At 66.0% G+C, this 21578-nt stretch carries 14 protein-coding genes; 10 read left to right on the top strand and 4 right to left on the bottom strand.

What is annotated here, in order from left to right:
- Together WEG36_03200 and WEG36_03195 are read left to right on the top strand one after the other, a co-directional pair.
- Positions 1-1251 (top strand): ABC transporter permease, encoded by a 1251-nt coding sequence (locus WEG36_03200; protein MEX1256606.1) that lies wholly within the window; start codon positions 1-3, stop codon positions 1249-1251.
- A complete protein-coding gene (locus WEG36_03195) occupies positions 1248-2087 on the top strand; it encodes a type II CAAX endopeptidase family protein (GenBank protein MEX1256605.1) in 840 nt (279 codons plus the stop codon). The genes WEG36_03200 and WEG36_03195 overlap by 4 nt, the downstream gene beginning before the upstream one ends.
- Here WEG36_03195 and WEG36_03190 read toward each other — a convergent pair.
- Positions 2069-2656 carry a hypothetical protein gene (locus WEG36_03190; GenBank protein ID MEX1256604.1) on the bottom strand — a complete coding sequence of 196 codons (588 nt, stop codon included), beginning with the start codon at positions 2654-2656 and terminating at the stop codon, positions 2069-2071. The genes WEG36_03195 and WEG36_03190 overlap by 19 nt on opposite strands.
- A 119-nt stretch (positions 2657-2775) precedes the next feature.
- Here WEG36_03190 and WEG36_03185 point away from each other — a divergent pair, with 119 nt between their 5' ends.
- The 3 genes from WEG36_03185 (at position 2776) to dapF (ending at position 6031) form a co-directional block, all read left to right on the top strand.
- Positions 2776-3702, top strand: a complete 927-nt coding sequence (locus WEG36_03185; protein MEX1256603.1) for a phosphodiester glycosidase family protein — start codon at positions 2776-2778, stop codon at positions 3700-3702.
- Positions 3703-3774: 72 nt separating this feature from the next.
- The gene (locus WEG36_03180) at positions 3775-5127 is read left to right on the top strand and encodes an aminopeptidase P N-terminal domain-containing protein (protein ID MEX1256602.1); all 1353 of its coding nucleotides are present in this window, start codon (positions 3775-3777) and stop codon (positions 5125-5127) included.
- Positions 5114-6031, top strand: a complete 918-nt coding sequence (dapF, locus tag WEG36_03175) for a diaminopimelate epimerase (GenBank protein ID MEX1256601.1) — start codon at positions 5114-5116, stop codon at positions 6029-6031. Before WEG36_03180 ends, dapF begins: the two co-directional genes overlap by 14 nt.
- Positions 6032-6037: 6 nt before the next feature.
- Here dapF and WEG36_03170 read toward each other — a convergent pair whose 3' ends face one another.
- Both WEG36_03170 and WEG36_03165 read right to left on the bottom strand, forming a co-directional pair.
- Complete coding sequence (locus tag WEG36_03170) at positions 6038-7111, bottom strand: LptF/LptG family permease (protein MEX1256600.1); 1074 nt, start codon at positions 7109-7111, stop codon at positions 6038-6040.
- The gene (locus WEG36_03165; protein MEX1256599.1) at positions 7111-8622 is read right to left on the bottom strand and encodes an LptF/LptG family permease; all 1512 of its coding nucleotides are present in this window, start codon (positions 8620-8622) and stop codon (positions 7111-7113) included. The genes WEG36_03170 and WEG36_03165 overlap by 1 nt, the downstream gene beginning before the upstream one ends.
- Positions 8623-8727: 105 nt before the next feature.
- Between WEG36_03165 and WEG36_03160 the strand changes: the two genes are divergently transcribed.
- The 5 genes from WEG36_03160 (at position 8728) to WEG36_03140 (ending at position 19468) form a co-directional block, all read left to right on the top strand.
- Entirely contained in the window at positions 8728-14559 is a 5832-nt protein-coding gene (locus WEG36_03160; protein MEX1256598.1) for a hypothetical protein, read from the top strand.
- 45 nt (positions 14560-14604) lie between these two features.
- The gene (locus WEG36_03155) at positions 14605-15258 is read left to right on the top strand and encodes a ComEA family DNA-binding protein (GenBank protein ID MEX1256597.1); all 654 of its coding nucleotides are present in this window, start codon (positions 14605-14607) and stop codon (positions 15256-15258) included.
- Positions 15259-15405: 147 nt separating this feature from the next.
- Positions 15406-17124 (top strand): type IV-A pilus assembly ATPase PilB, encoded by a 1719-nt coding sequence (gene pilB, locus WEG36_03150; protein MEX1256596.1) that lies wholly within the window; start codon positions 15406-15408, stop codon positions 17122-17124.
- Positions 17125-17185: 61 nt separating this feature from the next.
- Positions 17186-18262, top strand: a complete 1077-nt coding sequence (locus WEG36_03145) for a type IV pilus twitching motility protein PilT (GenBank protein ID MEX1256595.1) — start codon at positions 17186-17188, stop codon at positions 18260-18262.
- 3 nt (positions 18263-18265) lie between these two features.
- Complete coding sequence (locus tag WEG36_03140) at positions 18266-19468, top strand: type II secretion system F family protein (GenBank protein MEX1256594.1); 1203 nt, start codon at positions 18266-18268, stop codon at positions 19466-19468.
- A 122-nt stretch (positions 19469-19590) separates the two neighbouring features.
- On the opposite strand, the gene WEG36_03135 is transcribed toward WEG36_03140, so the two are convergent.
- Positions 19591-21576 carry a M48 family metalloprotease gene (locus WEG36_03135; protein ID MEX1256593.1) on the bottom strand — a complete coding sequence of 662 codons (1986 nt, stop codon included), beginning with the start codon at positions 21574-21576 and terminating at the stop codon, positions 19591-19593.
- Between the last annotated feature and the right edge of the window lie 2 nt (positions 21577-21578).

The raw sequence follows: 21578 nt of genomic DNA, 5'->3' as shown, positions 1-21578 counted from the left end.
ATGATCATCAAAGAGCTCTTCCTCGTCTCGCTGGCCGCGATCCGGGCCAATGTCCTGCGGTCGTTCCTCACGACTCTCGGAATCATCATCGGGGTCGGGGCGGTCATCACGATGGTCGCGCTCGGCGAAGGTGCATCGCGGCAGGTCCAGGAACAGATCCAGCGGATGGGGACCGACGTCCTCACCATCCGGCCGCAGCAGGCGCGGTCGGGCGGGGTCGCGCAAGGGGAGGCGCGGCTCTACACGACTGACGCCGAGGCGCTTCGAAACGAGGCGGGTGCCATCCTCACGGTTGCGCCCGAAACGGCCCAGCGGATGCAAATCTCGTATCAGCGCTGGAATTCTTCGCACGAGGTCCTCGGGACCTGGCCCGCGTACACGGAGATCTACAGCCTCGAGGTCGCGTACGGCCGCTTCTTCACAGAAGCGGAGAATCAGGGGCGCCAGAGAGTCGCGGTGGTTGGGTCGGAAATCCCGGGTGAGCTCGGGACTCCGGCGCCCCTCCTCGTCGGACGCACGATCCGCATCGGGACTGAGTCGTTCGAAGTCATCGGCGTGATGGCGGAAAAGGGAAACATGGGGGTTTCGCAACCCGACGCGACCGTCTTCATCCCACTGAACACCGCGCAGTACCGGCTTTTCGGGGGGCGTGACCGCCTTCGCTCCATCCTCACGAAGGTGAACGCGGGTCCCTCGGGAATGGCCCAGGCCTTCGCGGCGATCGAGCCGATCCTTCGAAGGGAGCATCGAATTCCCACGGGAGCCGCCCTGGACTTTCAGGTCCGAAACTCGACCGACCTCCTCTCCTCGCTGGAAGAGACAAGCCGAACCTTCACCTATCTCCTGGCGGGAATCGCGGGGGTCTCGCTCCTCGTCGGCGGGATCGGAATCATGAACATCATGCTCGTCAGTGTGACCGAGCGAACGCGAGAGATCGGGGTACGGAAAGCGCTCGGTGCCACACGGACGAACATCCTCTTCCAGTTCATGGCGGAGGCCCTGGTTCTCTGCGTGCTCGGAGGGGCCCTTGGCGTCCTTGCCGGAGTCGGCGGAGCACAAATCGTGTCGCGCGCCACCCAAGGGCTGGGCGGGGCGACTGCGGCCGTCAGTGCGGGCGCCGCGCCCGTCGTATCTCCCGTCGCCGTCCTCATCGCGCTCGCATTCTCCGCGGGAATCGGGCTCTTCTTCGGGATCTGGCCGGCGCAGAGGGCAGCAAAGCTCGACCCGATCGTGGCACTCCGCTACGAGTGACGAGCGCCGAAGGCGACGACGTCACCCGGACGCCGGGGCCGCGCGGAGCGATCTGGCTCCTCCTTGGGATTGCCGTTCTCTTCCTCTTCGCGGGCGTTCCTCTCCAGATCGCATTTGGGGAAGCCGGGCTGATCATCTCTCAGCTCGGGTTTCTCTTCGTCCCGACTCTCCTCTTCGTCCGGTTGGGGCGATTCGATCCGGAGCGTACGCTTTCCTTGCGCCTGCCGACGACCCGGCAGTTGGTGGGTGGGCTCCTCGTCCTCCTGGGAGGAGTCCAGATCGCATGGCTCCTCACCTGGATCCAGAGCCTCTTCGTTCCCGTCCCGACCGCCTACTTGGAGGCGGTCTCGGCGGCACTGACGGCGGACTCCCCGGAGCGTTTCATCCAACTCCTCTTCATGGCCGCGGCGCTGCCGGCGGTCGCCGAGGAGGTTCTCTTTCGGGGGGTCGTGCTTTCCGGATTTCGGTCCCGACTCCCCACCTTCTGGGCGATCGTCTGCGTCGGAATCGTCTTCGGCCTCTTCCACCTCACGCCGCAGACCGCTTTTCGATTCCTCCCGACCGCGTGGCTCGGGATGCTTCTGGCGTGGGTCGTCGTGGCTTCGGGATCACTTCCCCTCGCCACTCTCCTCCACTTCGTGAACAATGCGGCGATCCTTTCCCTCACCGCACTCCCGATGACGAGCGAGCGGGTCGCGGCGCCCGACCAGGCGCCGCCCTTCCTTCTCCTGCCGATCGCCGTGCTCGCCCTCGCCGGGGGGGTCCGGCTTCTCCATCAACGCGAGCCACGGAGCCCCGCGGGACTCTCGAACGAACCTCAGTTTTCGCTCGAGTAGCGGTAATAGAGTCCCGGTAAGGGTACGATGTTGGAACGCGGCGAGGCGTCGTCTTCCGGGTCCAACCTTCGGATCCAGAGGGCGCGATTGAGCCCGATCTCGACGCCCATGGAATGGCCGCCCGAAATCGCCCAATCCACGGCGAGTGGGGCCCGAAGGAGTAGCGCGGATCCGTTCCCCTCCCCGGACCAGATCGAGAGGTTCCAGAGCCCCAAGCCGACGGCGGGGCGCAACCTGCCGTCGGCGAAGTACCGCTTCCCCGAGATGGCAACCGAGAGGTCCCTAAAGGAGAGGGTGCCGAGGAGGACCTCGGCCGACCAGTCCCCCCATTGGTACTCACCCACGAGACCGACGAAGGCGGTGCCTCCGAGGGTGAATCCGATCCGGAAGCGCTCGTCATTCCCCGTGGGGCCCGCCGGAACTTCCTGCGCTGCCGCCTGAAGGGCGGGGCAAAACGAGAGTCCGAGGAGAAGGAGGCCGGCGGAAAGTTTCGTGAGGCGCGGACGCATGAACCCGGAAGGTCTGGATGGAATCGGAGTGCGGACCTGCTGGCCTGGGGGCCCGGCCATCCGGCCCCTCGGGAAGGTAATGCCTGGATCCTGAGCGTCCACTGGGGGGTCTGATCCCCCGCTGGCGAGGTGCGGCCCCCGGGTCGGCGCGTGCGGGCGGATCGGAACGGAAGGGCGCAATGACCGGAGTGACAAGGACTCACCTGATGCCGGCCACTCTGGCTGCCGCGCTCGTCGCATTCACGACCGGGTGTGAGCCCCCGGACCGCCCTCCCGCGTTTGCCCCGGGGCTTCCCGAGACGGCGGTCGCCTATCTCGTCCCCGACCGCGTCTCCACCTTTCGGCTCGAAGAGGGCGTCACCTACCGATCGGTCCGGAGCGGGAAGTTCCCGTGGACGGTCCACCTCCTCGAGGTGGACGTCACCCGATGCGACCTCGGCTTTCGGGTCGTCCGGGCAGAAGAAGGGGAGGGGAGGCTCCCCGTCACCGAGATGGCCCGCCGGAGCGAGCCCGGAGCGATCGCCGCGGTGAACGGGGACTTCTTCACCCCCGAGGACCGTCCGCTCGGGGTCGAGGTGTCGGGAGGCGTGCTGCGAGGGACGACGTCCCGCTCGGTTTTCGCTTGGCGGCCGGGAGAGATTCCCTGGGTGGGGCCGGTCGCGTGGGAAGACGACGGGATCCGATTCGGCGAATGGTCCCTCTCCCGGGCCGATCCCGAACCGGAGATCCAGGTGGTGGCCGGATTCCCTCCGCTCCTGCGCAACGGGCTCCCGGTCGGAGACCTGGAGCTCGCGGAGCGGCCGGAGTTCGCGGCGGCGCGCGATCCGCGGACGGCGGTCGGGTTGGACGCCGAGCACGATGTTCTCTGGATCGTGGTCGTGGATGGCCGAAGGGAAGGGGGGTCCGAGGGGATGACTCTCCCCGAGCTGGCCGCCCTCTTCCGTTCGCTCGGCGTCGGGGACGCGATCAACCTCGACGGAGGCGGTTCCTCCGTGATGGTCGTCCGAGGCGGGGTCGTGAATCGACCCTCGGTCCCGTGGGGGGAGCGGCCCGTCGTGAATGCGCTGGTCCTTCGGCGAGACGCCGCGTACTGTAGGGCGCACTGACCCCGGCGGGATTCCCCGGACCGGGCGCCGGGGCGCATTTTTGGCGATTCACGACACGCGGAGGCGGGTGATTTGGACGCGATCGAGCGGCAGAGTGGATTTCCGGCGGGACTCTTCGCTGGTCGGCGGAGCAAGGTGCTTGGGGCCCTCGACCGGGGTGCCATGATCCTGCCGGCCGCGCCTCCGCTCTTCCGCGCCGGCGACTCCGAGCTCCGTTATCGCCCCGACTCCGAGCTCTTTTATTTGACCGGCTTTCGCGAGCCCGAATCGGTGCTCCTCCTCCGGGGCTTCGCGGACGAAGCGCGGAGCATCCTCTTCGTACGCCCCCGAGACCGCGACGCCGAGCTCTGGACGGGAACACGCGTGGGCCCGGAGGGCGCGGTCGCGCTCGTCGGTGTGGACGAGGCACGCCCCTTGGACGAGCTCGAAGATGCCCTCCCGGGCCTGGTGAAGGGAGCGGATCGGATCTACCTCCGCCTTGGCCTTCACCCTCGCATCGAACGGAGCGTGGTCGCGGCCCTTCGCGAGGCCCGGCTCAAGGGATCGCGCACGGGCTCCGGTCCCCGCGCAGTCTTGGATCCGGGGGAGCTCCTCGACGAGTTCCGGCTCCGGAAGGACCCGCAGGAGATTGAAGCGATGCGCACGGCCGCCGCGATCACGGTCGCGGGTTTCGAAAAGGGGCTCGGACACGTGCGGCCCGGCGCGGGGGAGTGGGAAATCGAGGCCGAAGTGGAGGGAGAATTTCGCAGGCGGGGCGCTCTCGGGCCCTCTTTCGGCACCATCGTCGGCTCGGGCGCAAATGCCTGTGTTCTCCATTACACGGAAAACGACCGGCGCATGGAATCGGGGGAGCTCGTCCTGCTCGACGCCGGTGCGGAATGGCGGATGTACTCCGGCGACATCACTCGCACCGTTCCCGTCTCCGGGCGTTTCTCCCCGCGGCAGCGGGAGATCTACGAAGTCATAGAGTCGGCGCGGCGGGCGGCGGTGGACGCAGTCGCGCCGGGCCTGCGGACCGATGAGCTCCACCTCGCCGCCCTCGGCGCAATCGTGCGGGGCCTCCTTGACCTGGGCGTCCTCTCCGGCTCCTTCGACGAGCTGCTGGAAGCAAAGGCTCACGAGGCGTATTTCCCCCACCGGACCTCGCACTGGCTGGGGCTGAACACACACGACCCCGGTGACTACGCACGGGGAGGGACCCCGCGTCCGCTGGAGCCCGGAATGGTCCTCACGGTGGAGCCGGGGCTCTACTTCCCTCCCGACGGGGACTCCCCCTACGCCGGAATTGGAATTCGGATCGAGGACGATGTCCTTGTCACGCCGAACGGCGGAGAGAACCTGACCGAGAGCCTCCCGACCGAGCCGGCCGCCGTCGAGGCGCTGGTGGGTGCGCTGGAGGGAGAGGCGGTCCATGTCCGAGGGTGAGGGCGGGAACGCGCTCCCCCTTCTCGCCGGACGCGACTTCTTCAAGGCACACGGACTCGGAAACGACTATCTCGTTTTCGAGCGCGCCGGTGCGCGTGCGGTCGGGTGGCCCATCACCGCGGAGACCGTGCGCCGGGTCTGTCACCGCCAAGAAGGTGTGGGCGGCGACGGGATGGTGGTTCTCCTCGATCGAGCTCCGGGGGATGGAGTCTTTCCCCTGCGCATGTTCAATCCGGACGGCTCCGAGTTCGAAAGGAGCGGGAACGGGCTCCGGGTCCTTGCGGCGGCCCTCTTCCGGAGCGGACTCGCGGGTGCCGAGTCCTTTCGGGTCCGAAGCGGGGGTGACGAGATCCCGATGATCGTTCATGGACGGGACGCTCGCGGCCACTACGACGTGTCGGTCGACATGGGACGGGCGCGCGTAGGTGCGGATGCCGGTGTGGTTGCCGGCCAACTCGATGGGGAGGGGCGGGTCGTGCATCCGACGCATGGGCCGTTGGCCTTCGTTCCGATCTCCGTCGGGAATCCACACGCGGTCGTCTTTCCGGAAGTGCCCTCGGAAGCCCTCCTGAGGACGCTCGGACCCTTCATCGCGACCCACCCGGCCTTCCCCGACGGGACCAACGTCCAACTCGCGTCGGTCGTCGCGCCCGGCCGGCTTCGAATCCTCATCTGGGAGCGAGGTGTCGGGGAGACCTCCGCATCCGGCACCAGCTCCTGCGCGGCCGCGGCCGCGGCCGTCCTGACCGGACGCCTCGAACCGGGAACGATCGAAGTGGAAATGCGGGGCGGTGCGCTGCAGGTCCAGGTCGGCCCCGACCTAAACCTCGTCCTCAGAGGTCCGGTGACCGAGGTCGCGGAAGGGACGTTGACGGAAGGATTTTGTGAGGCGCTGGACTCCTGAAGCGCTTCAGGTCCGCACCCGCTGCATGAGGACGAGCCCTGCGGCCAGGAAAAGCGCGTTCGGTAGCCAAGCGGCGACTCGCGGATCGAGCGTCCCCGTGTATCCGAGGGCGCCCGAGACCCGGAAAAGCATGATGTAGAGGATGGTCGTCGCGAGGGAAAGCCCGATTCCGAAGGCCGCGCCCCCGCGCTTCGACGAGGTGGCGAGCGGCGCCCCGAAGAGGATAATCACCAAGGCCGCCGCCGGGATGGCCAACCGCTGTGCCCGCTTCGTGAAAGTCCTCCCCACGTCCCCGCCCGAGCGGAGAAGTCGGTTGCCGAATTGGGTGAGCTCCGCGTAAGTCATCTCGTCCTCGTCCCGGTAGGACTCGAGCAACTCCTCGGGACGTTCTCCGATGCCCGGGAATCGGGCCGACGAGAACTGGAAGGTGACCTCGGTCCTGTCCGGGTAAATCTCACGGGTGAAGCCGTTTCGAAAGGTCCAGCCACGCCCCTCCTCCCAGACGGCGTCCTCCGCATCCACATGCCGAACCAGGCCAGCCGGACCGCCCGAAAGTTCCTGGAGCGTCACCCCGAGGATTCTTCCGTCTCCGACGTTGAGGCGCCGGCCGGTGAGTGACTCCCCCGTGTCCGTCACGTAAACGAAATTGCTCCGAAAGGCCGTCGCCCGCGCCCTCTCTCCCCGAATCTCCACCGCGACCTGGTTGGCTCGGGGCGCCGCCTCGGCCAATGCGAGCCCGACCCCGGTCAGGACGACGCCCATCGCGAGGAGGGGGAAAACAAGGCGGTGGAACGAGATGCCTCCCGACTTCATCGCCATGATCTCACGATGCGTCGTCAGCGGGTGGATCGTGAACACGGTCGCGAGGAGCGCCGCGATGGGAAAGGTCCAGGAGAGAAACTGAGGGTACAGGTAAACGTAAGAGAGCGCCACGTCGCCGAGTGGGATCCCGCGGTCGAGGTACCCATCCAGGTTTTCCGTGGCGTCCCCGAGGATGAAGAGAACCGGCGCCCCGACGGCGAATCCCAGGAAGAGCCGAATGAAGGTTCCCAGGATGAGCCGGTCCAGGATCCGCGGCATCAAGCCGTCCCTTCCCTCGGCGTTCGATCGGCCACCTCTCCTCCTCCACGCCCGATGCGGAAGATCCGACCCAGCCGGTATCGAAGCTCGTCCCAGCTGCTCCCGCGATTCGTCGAAATCTGGCGGGCGGTCGTGGAAAGGAGAAAAATCGCCGGCACGAGGAGGATCGCCGAGGGTGCCCACATGGCCAACGCGGGATCCATCAGGCCGCGTTCGGCGAGACGCTCCCCCCCGATGAGTCCCATCCAGTAAAAAAAGAAGATGCTTACCGAGGCTGCGATCACCATTCCCACTCCGCCCCCCGGATAGCGCATCGCCAGAGGCGGCCCGAGGAGGACGAAGATCAGGCATGCGAAGGCGATCGCGTATTTCTTGTGGACTTCCACTTCCTTTCCGAAGGCTTCCCCTTGGTGAACTTCGAAACGGATGAGGTTCGTGCGGTGGAGCTGCGCCACGTTATGCACCTCCTGGTCCTCCCGCGGCTCCAGTCCCGCAGCGCGGAGCCCGGCTTCCCAATCCGCCCCGAGCGCCTGAGACAGATCGGTCTCCCGGACGGGGCTACCTTCCCCGCGGACTCCGCCGTTCCCGGGTGCGGTTTCGTCCACCCGCTGGAACTGATCGAATCCCAGCGCCCGCTGGACGAGGGAAAGCGAGGCCTGCCGGCTGTCTTCGGCGACCCGGCTCATGTCGCCGTACGCGCGCGCGATTTCCTCCTCGAGCATCGCGATCGGCATCTCCCGGTCCCCTCGCGTTCCACCCGTGCGCCGTTCAAGCTCTTCCCCCACTCCCCGGAAGGGGAGGATCTGGGTGTCGTACTCGAGCCACTGGAAGGTCCCGGGCCGGTCGTCCGAGAGCCCGTACACCACCCCATTCGAGAGGGTGAGGTGCAGGTCGCGCATGTCCGGGGTAAACGTCATTCTCCCGCTTTCGGCCACGATCGTGCGAAGCGTCGAGGGGTCCGTGAGGTCGAAGATCGTGACGTCGGTGAGTTCGTTGGTCGTCCGGTCGATCTCCCGCGCCCGCAGGAAGTACTGAGATTGGTCACCGGTGTGGATCTCGTTGACGATCTCTTCCCGGAGCTCGAAGGTCGGGCTCTTGCTTCCGACGTCCGCCATCAGGGAGTTTAGGCGGTGGTTCGCCTCCGGCAGAACGCGGTCGTTAAAGATCAACATGAGAAAGGTGAGGGCGATTCCCACGAGAATCACGGGGACCATCAGCCGCACGGGGTGGATCCCGCCTCCGGCCATGGCGGCGACTTCATTGTGCCCCGTGAGCTCCGAGAAGGCGTAGAGGACAGCGACCAGTATCGACATCGGGAAGGTGAGCGCGACCACGTGGGGAAGGGAGAGGAGCATGAACTCGCCAAAAGTGGCCGGCTCCAAGCCCCTTCCGAGCAAGGTCTCGAGCCGCTGGGCGACGGCGTTCAGGAAGATCAGCCCCGTCACCGTAGTGAAGGCGAACAGGAAGGGGCCCAAATGGGCTCGAAGCACGTGGCGGGTCAGAATGGACATGTGCGCCTGGGTTTCTCGGCCGTCGTGGCCCTTCGCTCCGATCGCGGCTTCCTACCCGGATCCCGGCCTCGCGGTCCAGCGGGAAACAGGCGAAGTCCCGCAGCGATGATGCGCTCGAACCTTCGCCTCTTCCGCCCCCTTGGGAAGGTGGCACTCCTCTTGGGGGCGATCCTGGTTCCCTCTTCCGGGGCCGCCGCTCCGCTCCAACAGGTTACCGCGCCCGACACGACCCAGGCGGGCGGCGATTCTCCCCTCTCCGATCTCGCGGTCCGCTTCGGGGCGAGAGGAGAGTTCGGGGGGGATTGGGCCCTCTTTCGCCCCTGCGACGCCTCCTTCCAGCTCACCTGCCGCCCGGGGCTGATCCCACAGCTCCAGCCGGAGATCCAGTTCGACCTCCGGGCGGAGGGGTCGGTGGCCGATCGCCTCTTCGTGAACGTGAATTACGATCAGGCCAGAGAGTTTGCGGGTTCAAACGTCTTCCAGCTCTACTATCAGGGACGCCCGGGGGAGATCCTCCAGCGCCTCGAGCTCGGAGACGTCAGCTTTGCGCTCCCCGAGACGCGATTTCTCACGCGGGGGATTCCGGTCGGAAATTTCGGCGTCCTCATGACGGGAGAGGTCGGCGGGGTCGAGGTCCAGACCGTCTTCGCGCAGCAACAGGGTGCGCGGCGCTCGCGTGAATTCCGGCTCGGTGGGATCGGATCCGGGGCCGGAGTGATCTACCGCGACACCCTCGTCCTCGACGATGCGGACTACGTGGAGGGGCAGTTCTACTTTCTGGTGGATCCGGAGTTCATTCGCGGCTCGCCGCACGTGGACGTGCTCTCACTCCGTCCCGGAGACGCCCCTTCGGAGCTGGCTCCCGGGGGCGCCCCGATCCAGCTCTACCGGATGGAGCGCGATCCCCTCCTCCAACAGCAGGTCGAGGGCTATATCCAGGCGGATGCGGTCGCGGAGGGCGACGGCCAGGTGGCGCGCGAATCCGGCTGGTTTCGGTATCTCGAGCCGGGGGAGGACTACTACCTCCACTCCTCCGGGCTCTGGCTGGGGCTGCGCGTTCCCCTCCGGCCCGGGGATGCGCTCGCCGTTGCCTACATCGCGGAAAACGGGACGACCATCGGGGACTACAACCCGGAGATCCTGCACAACCAGGGGGAGATTCCGACCCTGCGGCTCTTGCGCGCGACGGTGCCGCACCACCAGCCAGGACGCCCTACCTGGGACTTCGAGATGAAGCAGGTCTACCGGGTCTCGGGCTCCGGCGAAGTGGATCCCTTCTCCCTGGAGCTCTCGATTTCGCTCGGCGAGACCAGCGCAGGCCAGACCTTCGGCCTCATGGCGGACGGGCGTCCGATTTCCTTCCTCCGCCTGTTCGGTCTCGATGAGCAATCGCCCGCGGAGCGGGTGGACCGCGCGGCCATCTTTCGTCCCGCGGAGGAGGAGGTCGCCGGGGCGGGACTCCAGGGGACCTTTCTGTTTTTTCCGACGCTTCGCCCCTTTCTCGATCCACCCTCCGTTCCCTCCGAAGGGCTGAGCGCCGACGAGACCCAAGCGATTCTCGCGGACGACGTGAACGAGCAGATCTACCTGGCGGAGGATCCCTTCGAGCGCGATGCGGGAGGGTTGTACCGGCTCAACCTGACCGCGGAGATCCGAAGCTCGGGCGTGACCTCGGTCGTCTCGCTCGGGGCGTTCGGGCTCCGCGAGGGAAGCGAGCGGATCTTTCTCGGAGACCGCCTTCTCCGTCCCTTCGTAGACTACGTCATCGAATATCAGTCGGGAGTCGTCACCCTTCTCCAACCCGAGGCCCTGCTCCTCCGCAGCAGCTCGAACGTGCTTCGGGTGAGCTGGGAAGAGGCCGCGGTATTTCGCATCGCTCCGACCTCGATGATCGGAGTGAGCGCCCGCATCCCCTTCGGGGAAAGCGGGGGGCTCGATCTCATCGGACTATACCAGATCGAGCGAGAGCTCGTGAACCGTCCCCGCTTCGGCGCGGAGCCCTCCTCCCTGGCGCTCGTCGGCGCGCGGTCCACGACGAGCTTCGCCCTGCCCGTGTTGGATCGGGCACTGGACCGCCTGTTCGGGGACGGGGACCGCACCGCCTCCGAACTGAGAGTGGACGGGGAGCTCGCGGCCTCCCTCCCCGATCCGAACCGCTCCGGGGACGCCTTCCTCGACGACTTCGACGCGGGGGACGAACGAGTCATCTCGCTGCTGAGCCAAGGGTGGCAGCTCGGAAGCGCGGCGGAGCGGAGGACCGGGGCGGAGGAGGGCCTCCCAATGGAACTCGACGAGTTCTCGGCCGCCTCCCTCGTCTGGCAACACACTTGGGTGGAGCGCGACGCCCAGGGGGACTCGATCGGCACCTTCGAGGGTTTTTTCCCCGCGGAGATCGATCGCCAGATCAATGTTTCCGGAACGCCGACCCGAGAGCCGGGGCTCCGGATCACCTTCGGATCGGGGAGCGGCGCACCCTTTCCCGGGCCGCGTTGGCGCTCGTTCACGACGCTCCTCTCCCCGTCCGGGGTGGATCTCACCTACGCCGAATACCTCGACTTCTACGTCGCGGAGGGGGACTCGCTCACTCTGATCGTTGACCTGGGACTCGTGAGCGAAGACGCATTTTTCCTCAACGGCGAGGGGGAGAGCGGAGGGTTCCATCCAGAGACCGGGGATCCGTGGGGGCTCGGGGTCCTCGACCAGGAGGCCGATCCGCTCCGGGGCGAGATCTGGGATCCGATCGCTGACCGGCTCGGGGTCTGGGCGGAGAGCTGCGAGGCCGATCCCGGTCGGGTCTATTCCCCGGGGGACCCGGCGGCGAACTGCACGGCGGGGAATGGGCGCCGCGACACCGAGGACCTCAATGGCACCGGAGTGCTCGACACGACCGAAAGACAGATGCGGTACGTGGTCCGGTTGGATGGGAATTCTCCCTTTCTCATCCGAAGCCGGACGACCACGGGAACCGCCTTTCGTCTCTTCCGGGTTCCCCTCCGCGGACCCAATGCCATCGATCCTTCGGGGACCTTCACCGACGCCGATTGGCGGGCCATCCAGGTTCTCCGTGTGACGATCGCAGGACCCCGCGCGTCATCGCTGACTCTGGCGCGGATGAGGCTCGTCGGATCTCGTTGGGTCAAGCGAGGAGTCGAAGGGGTCCTCGAGGGAATCGCCGGCGACATGGCCTCGCCGGGGGGGCGACTGGAGGTCTCTGCAGTCAGCGCGGTCACGGATGGCGGCGCCTATTCGGCCCCGCCGGGCGTCCTCGAACGGCTCGACGACCCCACGACGGTGGTCTCAGGCCGGGGCGTCGAATTCAACGAGCGGTCGCTCAGGCTCCGATACGAGGGACTTCCAGGGGGCGACCGAGCCGAGGCCTATTTCCGATTCCTCCAGCGGCCCCGGAACTTCCTCGCATACGGCGAGCTGCGCCTTTGGGCCGTGGGCCGCGCAGGTGACTGGGGACCCGAAGAATCCACGGAGTTTTTCGTGAAGGTGGGGAACGATCCGGAGAACTTCTATCTCTATCGGGCGCGGCTGGAGGCCATCTCCAACCCCGCGGCCGTCCGGCCCCAGGACTGGCTTCCCGAGCGCATCCTTCGATTCGACGAGTGGACGGCACTCCGACGGGTGGCGGAGGAGCGCCTCCTGGACGATCCACCGGGGCCGGGAGATCCGCCGGTCATCGTTTGGAGCGCCGATTCCACCTACGCCGTGGTCCTGAGCGACCGCGCCCGTGCCCCCAACCTCGCGGCGGTCCGCGAGATCTCTCTCGGCGTCTGGAACCGGGGGGAGCTCCCGGCCGGAGGCGAGGTGTGGGTGAACGAGCTGCGCCTGGGCGCGGGAGTTCTCACACCCGCTATCGCGCGCATCCTGAGCGTCGAGCTGGATGGAGGGGACTTCTTCCAGGGAAGGCTGGACTACAGCGGACAGGGATCGCACTTCCAACAGCTTCACGAGAGTCCGACATATCAGACCGACGGGGAGCTCGCTCTCGCAGGGACGTTTCAGCTGGGAGACTTCGTTCCGGACTCGTGGGGGTGGGAGCTGCCGCTCTCCGTCTCCTACCGACGCTCCGACCGCGATCCCTTCTACCTCGAGGGGACGGACCTCCGAGCCACCGGTCTCCCGGGGCTTCGGACGTCGGGTTACCGAGAGACGCGGTTGTCGCTCTCCTTTCGCCCGATCGGCGAAACGGGGCAAGGGGTGGCGGACGTCTTTCTCTCCGGGCTCGATGCGCGCCTCTCCTGGATCTCCTCCACGGGAACGTCGTTGACCACCGAAAGCCGCGCATCGGAGATTTCCGGAGTCGTCGGTTATTCCTGGAGACCGGAGGCACGCACCCTCCCTCTCGTCCCGGAATTCCTCGAACCCGTGGCGCGGGTCCTGATTCCCGGAGCGCTTCTCCGGCATCTTCTGGAAACCGAAATCCGGTGGACGCCCGAAGAGGTCACGGCCAGGAGCGGAATCCGTAGGCGCACGCTCGAGGTGGACCGGTTCGAAGAGATCCGTCTCGGCCCCGGGGGGGAGCCCGCGGGGACGGGGTCGGCTCCCGAGGCCTGGTTCGAAAACCGCGTGGGTGCCGCTCTCCGTCCTTTTGCGGGCCTCGGCATGTCGCTGGAGATGATCACGATCCGGGACCTCCTCGATCCCGTGGAGGGCGTTCGCGATCCACGTGTGCGACCCGCGGTAGAAGACGCCCGGCGGACCCTCTTTGGTCGGGAAATCGGCTGGGAGACGCGGCGTGAGATTGTCGGGCGCCTCACTTTTCGGCCGAGCCTCCCCCCGTGGATGCAAGCGGATCTCGGGATCCAAACCCGATACCGCCACGATCTCGATCCGGCACTCGTGCGATTCGACGCGGCGGCGGATTCGCTCCCGGAACTGCTCCGGAACGCCGGGGCCGAGCGCGATATCCGGGCGAGCGTGAGCCTCGATCCCGAAATCCTGGCCGAGTCCCTCTTTCCGTTGCCCGAGACTCCCGAGACCGGAACGGGATTGGACGGGGTGGGCCGTGCTCTGGGGAGTGTCCTCAGTCCCCTGACCTTTAGCGTTCAGAGCGGGATCACGGCCCGTTTCCAGAGGGAGGCGGTGCGTCCGGGATCGAACTTTCAACTCGGGTGGAGTGGGACGGATAGCTTTGAGGAGCTGGGTGGGGTCCCCGCCACCGCTCTCATGGAAAGGAACAGCCTCTCATCCGGCTCGGGGCTCCGCCTCCCCGGGTCCCTCTTCATCAACGTAAACTACCTGACGGTGCGAGCCGCCACGGTGGATCGCCGCTCGGACAGGCAGAGCCGGCTGCACACCTGGCCCGACCTGCGAGCCGGGATCGAGAGCCTTCCCCTTCCAGGAACATTGCGACCCCTATTGGGTCGTGTCTCTCTCAACGCCGGCTTCCAACGGACCCGCGAGGCGCTCCGCTATGGTGCGGGCGTGGTTCAGGGACGCACCCGGGTGGACCGCCGCGTTCCCATGGAGCTTTCCATCGAGTGGATGGATGGGCTAGTGACCCAGTACCGCGGCCAGGTCGGATGGGGCTCTGGGACCGACCCGACGGGAATCACCGAGCGGGAAACGGCCGATCACGGTCTCTCCATCGAGACACGGGTAATGCCGCGGGGCGGAGTGGGGAATCAGGTAGAGGAGCCCCTTCGTCTCTCTCTCCTCCTCGAGTACACGAGCGTGGTCGAGTGCCGGATCGTGACCGGCCGGGACAGCTGCGTGGACTTCATTGACCAGATCGGCCGGGGGGTCTCGCTGGCCGTGGACACCTGGGTCTCCGGCGTGGAGGTGGGCGGCCACGCGAGTCTCGTGGACCGACGATCCTTCACCGGACTCAGGACCGGGTTCACCCAGTTTCAGGTCGGTGTCTGGGGCCGGATGGTCTTCGAGTCGGGGCCGATCGCGCGGCTCGGGGAAGGGCTCAATCGGTTCTGATCTCGCCATGGGATCGCCCCACGTGCGACGCGATGCTCCGGTACCATGTCCACCGAGGAGCGCCGAACGGTCGTGGCGACGACGGGAGTCCTCCTCGTCGCGAGCATGGTCCGACTGGGGTGGGAGGTACGGCCCGTCCCACCGATCCTCCCACCGGCGCCTGTCCCGGAGGCGCTTCTCGAAGCGACGCGGCGGGAGGTCGAGCGTGAGGAGCGCATGGCCACACCGCTCGCCCCTGGAGAGCGTATCGACCCAAACCGGGCTCCCGAGGTGGAGCTCGCGCGCCTTCCCGGAGTCGGTCCCGCGCTCGCGCGCCGGATCGTCGACACGCGAGATGCGAGCGGAGCATTCCAGGCCACTTCCGACCTTCTCCGCGTGCCGGGGATCGGCCCGGCCACCCTGGCCAGAATCGAGGCACTTCTGGATCTGTCGGATCCACCCGCCGCGTTGGGGAGGACCGCCTTGGAAAGAGCGCCAGGAGCCGCAAGGGCGGCTGCCGCTCCCACCCTCGATCTGAATTCGGCGGGGTCGGAGGAGCTCCAGGCGCTGCCGGGAATTGGCCCGGCCCTCGCCGCTCGCATTCTCGAGGAACGGGCCCGCGTGGGGCGCTTCACCGCGATCGAGGAGCTCCTGGAAGTCCCGGGGATCGGCCCGGCGACCCTGGCACGACTCCTGCCCCTCGTGCGTGCGGGCGGATGAGCCGCCCACAGTGAACTAGTGTCTTGAGGGGACGGATTAGGAAAAAAGTTCCAGTATTCGAACCGGATTCGGTGTTATTTCGCCATTTTCCGGGACCGAATCGTCCATGAACCCGACAGCCGGCACTTTACGGATCACGAATCTTAGATGGCGACTAAAGTAGCCCAGGAACGGCTCGGTGACCTCTTCGTCCAAGAGGGCCTCATTACCGAGAAACAACTTCAGGATGCCCTGGCCGAGTCGCGCGAGTCCAAGACGCGTCTCGGTCAGGCCCTCGTGAAGTTGGGCATTGTGCAGGAAGATGAGCTCACCCGGATGCTGGGGAAGCAGTATCGGGTCCCCGCCGTGGATCTCGACAAGGTCACGGTGGATCCGAAGATCCTGAAGCTCATCACGGGGGAAGTCGCCTTAAAGCACCTCGTTCTCCCCCTCCGGCGCGTCGGGCGAACCCTCACCGTGGCGATGGCGAATCCCACGGACATGGGGGCGATCGACGACCTCAAATTCATCACCCGCTACGATATCGAGCCGGTGATCGTCGGGGAGTCCTCGCTCCGCAAGCACCTGGAGACGTATTACGACACCGCCGACGAGCGGATGGCCGAGATCCTCTCGGACTTCATCGTTGGAGAGGACGTCGAGTTCGTCGAGGATGTCGAGGAAGAGGTTTCCATCGCCGCGCTCCAAGAGCAAGTGGACGCGGCCCCGGTCGTGAAATTCATCAACGGCCTCCTGACCGATGCGGTCATGAAGGGTGTCTCGGACATCCACATCGAGCCGTTCGAAAAGGAGGTGCGGGTAAGGTACCGCATCGACGGCGCGCTCCGGGAAGTCATGAAGCCGCCGATGAAGATGAAAGCCGCGCTCACCTCGCGCATCAAGATCCTGGCGGACTTGAACATCGCCGAGCGGCGCGTCCCGCAGGACGGGCGCATCAAGCTCCGGCTGAAGAACCGGGTGGTGGATTTCCGCGTTTCCACGTTGCCGGTGATCTTCGGTGAAAAGATCGTGCTCCGAATCCTCGACAAGGGGAACTTGACCTTCGATCTCGGCTCTTTCGGCTTCGAACCGCGGGCGTCGAAGGACTTCATGGAGGCAATCGCGAAGCCCTACGGGATGGTCCTCGTCACGGGTCCGACCGGGTCCGGGAAGACGACCACCCTGTATTCCGCGCTCTCCAAGGTGAATACCGAGGATGTCAACATCATGACGGCGGAGGACCCCGTCGAGTACAACCTTCACGGGATCAACCAGGTTCTGGTGAAGACGCAGGTGGGGATGAGCTTCGCGGCCGCACTCCGGGCCTTTTTGCGTCAGGACCCGAACATCATCATGGTGGGGGAGGTCCGGGACCTGGAAACCGGCGGAATCGCGATCAAGGCGGCTCTGACCGGCCATCTCGTCCTCTCGACGCTCCACACGAACGACGCACCTTCCACGGTGACGAGACTGATCGACATGGGGCTCGAGCCCTTCAACGTGGCCTCGGCCCTGAACCTGGTCTCGGCGCAACGCCTGGTGCGCACGATTTGCCAAGACTGTCGGGTCGAGACGACATATCCGGAGGAATATTTCCGGGCGGCCAGGATTCCGGATAACTTCGCCCGGAAGACGACTTTTTACAAAGGCCAAGGATGTGAGGAGTGCAACGGCTCGGGGTATCGGGGTCGCCAGGGGATTTACGAAGTCATGCCGATGACTTCCGGTCTTCGGAAGCTCGTCATGAAGGGCGCCGGAACCGACGAGATCCGTGACTGCGCGATTAGCGAGGGGATGTTGACGCTCCGGGACGACGGCCTGCTCAAGGTCGGGCGGGGGACGACGACCATGGAAGAAATCGTGAAGGAAACCGCTGCGGTCATCTGAACCCGAGGGTCGAATCGTGGACGCCACACAAAAGCCTGCCGCCGATAAAACCGAGAAAGAGGTGAGCGTTCGGGCCCTGCTCGAGGAGATGATCCAGAAGGGCGCGTCCGACCTCCATCTCACGGTAGGCGAGCGTCCGAAGCTCCGCATCGACGGTGACCTCATGAACTCCTCCGTCGATCGCGTGCTCACGCCCAAAGACACGCTCACCCTCGCATACTCGATCCTTACGGAGCAGCAGAAGAAGCGCTTCGAAACCGATGACGAGTTGGACTTCTCCTTTGGTGTCCAGAACCTCTCGAGATTCCGGGGAAATCTTTTCAAGCAACGTGGATGCGTAGCGCTGGCTCTCCGCCAGATCCCCTATCAGATCCTTTCACTGGAGCAGCTCGGGCTTCCCGCCGTGATCAAGAAGCTGGCCGAGCGTCCGCGCGGTCTCGTGCTCGTAACGGGACCGACGGGTTCGGGGAAGTCCACCACTTTGGCAGCAATGCTCGACAAAGTGAACACCGAGCGGCGCTCCCACATCATCACGGTGGAAGATCCGATCGAGTTCATTCACGCGCACAAGAGTTGCACGGTGAACCAACGTGAGGTCGGGGCCGACACAAAGACGTTCGCCGCAGCGCTCAAGTATGCGCTCCGCCAGGATCCCGACGTCATCCTGATCGGAGAAATGCGGGACTTGGAGACGATCGGTGCCGCATTGACGATCGCGGAGACCGGCCACCTCGTCTTCGCGACCTTGCACACGAACTCCGCCGCCGAGGCGATCAACCGAATCATCGACGCCTTCCCCTCGCACCAGCAGTCGCAGATCCGCGCCCAGCTCGCCTTCGTGCTCGAGGGAGTCGTCACGCAGACCCTTCTCCCGAAGGCCACGGGAAAGGGGCGCGTATGCGCGACCGAGATCATGATCTGCACGCCGGCGATTCGCGCCCTCATTCGCGACGAAAAGATCCATCAGATTTATTCGCTCATGCAGGCCGGAAAGAAGCATGGAATGCAAACGATGAACGACTCGCTCCAGCAGCTCTACATGCAGCGGCTCGTAACCCTGGAGGAGGCGGTGAAGCGCTCCGGCGACCCGGCCGAATTCCTCCGGTCGGTGGGCGAGCCCGTTCCCGGGAGCGCCTAACCGGTGCCGACTTTCACCTACAGTGCGCGTCCGCTCGCGGGCGGGGACATCCGGACCGGAGACATCGACCTCACCACCAAGGATGAGGTCGTCTCGTACCTCCACCGTCAGAAGCTGATCCCGGTCTCCGTCCGGGAAAAACCGAAGCAGATTTCGATCTCCTTCGGGACCGGCGTGAAGACCCGAGACATCGTCATCTTCACCCGCCAGTTCGCGACGATGATCAACTCGGGGCTTCCGCTCGTGCAGAGCCTCGACATCCTGGCGGAGCAGACCGAAAACGAGAAGCTCCGCGTCGTAATCAAGGAAGTTCTGTACGACGTCGAGTCCGGAAACACGCTTGCCGATTCGCTCGACAAACATCCCAAGGTCTTCACGAAGCTCTACGTAAACATGGTGGCGGCGGGGGAGGCCGGGGGGATCTTGGACACGATTCTCCTCCGTTTGGCCACCTTCCTGGAAAAAAACGACGCACTCATCCGAAAGATCAAAGGCGCGATGATTTACCCGGCCGTGATCTTCGGCGTCGCGGGAGCGGCCGTCCTGGTCCTGCTGATTTTTGTGATCCCGACCTTCCAGAACATGTTCGAGTCCGCGGGGGTGCCCCTTCCTATGCCGACCCAGATGGTGATCATGACTTCGCAGCTCCTCCAATCGTATTGGTGGGCGCTGGCGATCGGTGCCATCGGGGTGGTCGTGGGCATCATCCAATATTACAAGACCGACCAGGGGCAGCTCCTGATCGACAATCTCCTCCTCCATCTTCCGATTCTCGGGGACATGCAGAGAAAGGCCGCGGTCGCGCGGTTCACCCGCACCCTCGGGACTCTCGTTTCGTCCGGCGTCTCCATCCTCGAAGGACTCGAGATCACGGCGAAGACGGCGGGAAACCGCGTCATTCACGACGCGGTGATGGGTTCGCGCGCCTCGATCGCGGGAGGGGAAACGATCTCCGGACCGCTCAAGGAATCGGGCGTATTCCCGCCGATGGTCGTGCAGATGATCAACGTGGGGGAACAGACCGGCGGACTCGACGAGATGCTCGGGAAGATCGCGGACTTCTACGACGAAGAGGTGGACGCAGCGGTCAGCGCGCTCCTTTCCGCGCTCGAGCCCCTCATGATCGTCGTGCTAGGCGTGGTCGTCGGTGGGATGATCGTCGCGATGTACCTGCCGATTTTCGACATGGTGGGTACGGTGCAGTGACCCCCTCCTCGCGGGCGGTCACGGGATGGTTCCTGGGTGCTCGGCACGCTTCATCGGACGCGCCTCGCGGAATGCCCCGCTGAGGCCTCCCAATCGGGCCGCAGCGGACTCTGTGACCCCGATCACGCCGTCGCGACTGCCACGATTGGCGGCATGGGGGCATCCAGCGCCTCCGCGACCGCACGCAGCATTTCGAGCTCCGGAACGGCGAAATGGCGGTCGGCGTGGATCGTCGCGACCGCCGCGTCGAGAAGTCTCCGGAGGTCGGAGGGACGAAGGTCCGCGAGACGCCCGAGCGCCTCGTCCACGCGATCGAGCTGGACCGCTCCCGCCGGCTGAGCCTCTCCGACTCCGATCGTGTCGGGGAAAAGCAGGGTGGCGCCCGCAGCGAAGGCGTGTTGGATCTCTTCTTCATCGCGCGCACCGCTTCGGGCCAGAGCCGAGAGAACGGTTTCCGCCTCGACCCGGAGCCTGGAGATCGGCGCGAGCCGGCGCTTGGGTGGCCGGCCCCTGTCGCCTCGCGGCCCTTCGAGATTCCGCCGTACGACGTGGAAGAGCGCGAATTCGAATGGATGCACGCGCCCATCCGCACGGATCAGAGCGGACACGGTCGACTCGAATTCCGCTCCCCGCTCGGGTGAAAGTGCGCGGAGCGCGGGGAGGGCGAGGTCGAGCAAGGGGAGCCGGCCGGCCGGCCCCACTCGTTCCACCAGAGGGGCGAGCCCGACCGCCGTTCTCTCGACCTTCTCCCCGAGCGCGGCGCGCACGAGATCGAGTTGGCGTCCGTGGACTTCGCCCGAGCTCGAGAGGAGGAGCGCGACCACCAGCGCCACAGCGCCCTCGGGCTCATGCGCTACCTCGCGCACCTCGGTCGGAATCCGCGATAGGAATTCCTGGGCGTAAGCCAGATGCCTAGGGGCCAGCGTCCCCACCGACCCAACGAGCCCGGAAGCTTGGACTCCGATCCCGGAGCCTCCACTCCCCGGCAAGCCCGGGATCGGAAAGGGGAGTGGAAGGGGAAGTTGGGACGATCCCGCGCCCCGGCCTGATCCCGGGCCGACGGCCACTTTGCCCTTCCTCGTCGGGGCTCCGGTCGGCTCCTTCTCCTTCCCGACATCCAGGCGCCCGTCCCACCGCGGATCGAGACGACGGATGCGTTCCTCCAGCGGGGGGTGCGTGGACATCACCTGCGACAGTGCACCCCGCAAGCCGTTGGCGAAAAATAGGTGACCGACCTCGTCCGCATGGTGGTTCTGGACTCGCGATCCCTGGCCGGCCCCGATCTTCCGGAGCGCGCCCGCGATCCCGTCGGGATTTCGTGTGAACTGCACGGCCGACGCGTCGGCGAGAAATTCCCTCTGGCGTGAAACCGCTGCCTGGATCATGCGCCCGAAAAGGACCCCGAGGTACCCGAGGAGGACGAGGACCAACCCGACGAGCGCGACTTGCCCGCCCCCCTTGCCGCCGCGCCGGCCTCCCGAGCCGCGGAGAATTCCCCGCCCCACGACGGTGAGGAGAAGGATCCCGAAGAGGAGGCCGATGAGCCGAAGGTTCAGCCGCATGTCCCCGTTAAGGATGTGGCTGAATTCGTGTGCGATCACCCCCTGGAGCTCGTCCCGGCTCAGTGCCTCGAGAGATCCTCTGGTCACGGCGACTGCGGCGTCGTGGATGGAGTTTCCGGCCGCGAAGGCGTTGATGCCGGACTCGCGTTCGAGGACGTATACCGCGGGCACGGGTATTCCTGACGCGATGGACATCTCTTCGACGACGTTGCGCAGGCGGCGCTCAAGCGGGTCGCCCGTGCCGGCGGGGACTTCGCGTCCACCGAGTAGCTCCGCGACCGCGGTGCCCCCCTTTCGCAGCTGCGCGGTCCGGAAAACGCTTCCCGCTCCGATGATCGCCCCCATCCCGAGCGCGACTCCCCCGAGCAGCTCCGGCTGAAGCCAGGCGGCTGTCCCGCCTCCCGCGATCCCTACACCCGAGAAATTGAAGGTGATGAGGGCCACCAGGTACACGACCGCGATCATGGCGGCGACCGCGAGCGCGAAGAGGACGATCAGCCGGCGCGAGAGCCGGAGGGCGTTCGACTGGGCCTCGAAGAAGTCCACAG

The organism is Gemmatimonadota bacterium, from assembly GCA_040882465.1.
In the GTDB taxonomy this organism is placed as follows: Bacteria; Gemmatimonadota; Gemmatimonadetes; order Longimicrobiales; family Gaopeijiaceae; genus JBBEBG01.
This window is presented reverse-complemented; position numbering and strand designations above follow the sequence as displayed.